We start from the raw sequence: 2,795 nt of genomic DNA on the forward strand, positions 1-2,795 counted from the left end.
CTGGAACTGCCGCACAACCAGTTCAACGACAGCCTGGATCAGACCTTTCCGCTGCTTGATTATGTCGTGCCGCTTTATCATAACGAGCAGTGGGTCGGCGCGCTGACGGTCACCCTGGGCGGGCGCAACCTGGATCGGATTCTGGATAACGCCTCGCGTCTTTACCGGGGCGAACTGTTCGTAGTCGAGAACAATCCTGACCGGCCAGAACACCACGGACGGATTCTGTACGATAAGGGCAGCGATATCCGCTTTGCCCAGATCCGCTCGGATAACGTCTATGTTGCCGACAAGTACAATGATCAGATGCTGACCGAGGTGGTGGACAGTACCAGTGGGCTGTATCTGAGTCAGGAAGAGGATTTTCATAACTATTATGTGGAACTCAATCCCTATCGCGATCGCCTGATCAGCTGGGTGCTGACCTCGCACATCAATTCGGATGTGATCACCTCGCCCTATGCGGTCATCCGCATTGCTATCGCCCTGCTGGGAGTGGCCGCGCTGGTGATTACCCTGTTGCTGACCGATATCGGGGTACGCAAGGTGGCGCGACCGGTCTGTCGCCTGGCCGGACGGCTCAAGGCCTATGCCAACGGGGATCATGCCCAGCGGGCCGAGGAGAAACAGGCCATCGACGAGATCGGTGCGCTGGCTCAAGCCTTCAACTATCTGGCCGATACTCTCGATACAGCTCGCGAGCAGCGGGATCGTGCCGAGCACATGATGTTGCAGAGCAACAAGCTGGCCAGTATCGGCCAGATGGCAGCCGGAATCGGGCACGAGATTAACAATCCGCTCAACAATGTGCTCTCCTATGCCAAGTTGTTACAACGTACGCTGGCAAAAACGGAATACGGCGACGCGCAGACCCGTCAACGATTACTGGACGATCTGGATGCCCTGCGGGACGAGGCATTGCGTGCCTCGGATATCGTGCGGGGAATTCTCAACTTTGCGCGTCAGGTGCCGCCGCAATACAGCCATTTCGAAGTCCGCCCCTGGCTGGAAAATACCCTGACGCTGGTGCGTCAGGCGGCCAAAAGCAAACGTGTGGAGCTGCAGCTGGAATGTGACTATGATGGCGAGATCGAAGGGGATCGCAGCCAGTTGCAACAGGCCCTGATCAATCTGTTACTGAATGCCATACAGGCCAGCCCGGCTGACGGCCAGGTGGTTATCCGCTGCCAGAGCGAGGAACAGCAATTGCGACTGACGATTTGTGACCAGGGTGAAGGGATAGCGCCACAGGAGCTGAACAACATCTTCGATCCTTTCTTCAGTACCAAGCCCGAAGGCGAGGGCAGCGGCCTGGGCCTGTCGATCAGCCTGGGGATTATCGAATACCATAACGGCACTTTGCATATAGACAACAATCCGCAGTCCGGCGTTACCGCCACGGTGATACTGCCGCTGCGGGCGACCACCGTCGACCAGAACCAGATCGCTCATGGATAACGCGCCACTGATATTGTTTGTGGATGATGACCCCAAGGCCGGGGAGCTGATGTCCCGCTTCAGTGAAGAGGCGCCATTCGATTGCCAGGTGTTCCAGGATCCGGTGGAAGCCCTGGAATACTTCAAACATCACCCGGTCGAACTGATTGTCAGTGATCTGCGCATGCCCAATATGAGCGGCACCGAGCTGCTGCAGGCGGTGCGGGATGAAGACCAGAGTATTCCATTTCTGATTATTACCGGCTACGCCAATGTCGACAGTGCCATCGAGGCGATGCGCCTCGGGGCCACCGATTTCATCAAAAAGCCCTATGACATGGATGAGCTGCAGATGCTTATCGAGCGCAATCTCAAGCTCGATGCCCTGCGCCAGGAAAACTTTCTGCTCAAGCGTCAGCTCAGTGACGAGCGCAATCGTTTCGGGATGGTGGGCCATGCCGGGCCGATGCTGGAGATCTACAAGATCATCAGCAAGATTGCCGATATTCGCTGCAACGTGATCATCGAAGGCGAATCGGGCACCGGCAAGGAACTCGCTGCGCGTGCCATTCATTATCAGAGCGAATACGCCGACAAACCGTTCGTCGTTATCGATTGCGGCGCATTGACCGATACCCTGCTGGAAAACGAACTGTTCGGGCATGAAAAGGGCGCCTTTACAGGTGCGCACCAGAGCAAGCGTGGCCTGCTGGAAATGGCCACCGAAGGCACCATTTTTCTCGATGAGATCGGCAACATCTCCGATGCCATGCAGATCAAACTGATGCGGGCTATCCAGGAACAGCAGATTACCCGCGTCGGCGGGGTACAGCCCACGCCCATCGATGTTCGGTTTATCGTGGCCACCAACCAGCAAATCGAGGAGCTGGTCAGCGAGGGCCGGTTCCGTCACGATCTTTATCACCGTCTGAACGTGGTCAAATTCAGCATGCCGCCGCTACGCGAGCGGCGCGATGACATTCCGCTGCTGGTGCAGCATTTCATCGACCACTACGCCAGCCTGTATCAGCGCGACGTCAAGGGCTTCGACCAGCCTTCCCTGCAAAAGCTCATGGAGCATGACTGGCCCGGCAACGTGCGTGAACTGCAGAACCTGATCGAACGCACCATCGCCCTGGCCGATGGCCCGGTCCTGCATCTGGATGACATCAGCAGCATCCGCAGCGGCGGCAGCATCGACAGCGACCTGCCCACCCTGGCGGAACTGGAACGGCGTTACATCTACAAAACCCTGGACCGTTTCAACGGCAGCCGCGAAAAAACCGCCGAAACCCTCGGCATTAACAAATCCACCCTGTGGCGTAAACTGCAAAGCTACAAACAGGAAGACGAGAGCG

2 protein-coding genes are annotated in these 2,795 nt (G+C 57.1%); both read left to right on the top strand.

Annotated features, from left to right (window positions below; translation table 11 throughout):
- Positions 1–1,458, top strand: a 1,458-nt coding sequence (locus tag RI563_RS12150; RefSeq protein ID WP_310694650.1) for a HAMP domain-containing sensor histidine kinase, incomplete at its 5' end; no start/stop codon positions are given.
- Positions 1,451–2,795: sigma-54 dependent transcriptional regulator (locus RI563_RS12155; protein WP_310694651.1), on the top strand; the 1,345-nt coding region annotated here is incomplete at its 3' end. The genes RI563_RS12150 and RI563_RS12155, both read left to right, overlap by 8 nt.

This window comes from Thiohalophilus sp., from assembly GCF_031581315.1.
GTDB lineage: Bacteria > Pseudomonadota > Gammaproteobacteria > UBA6429 > Thiohalophilaceae > Thiohalophilus.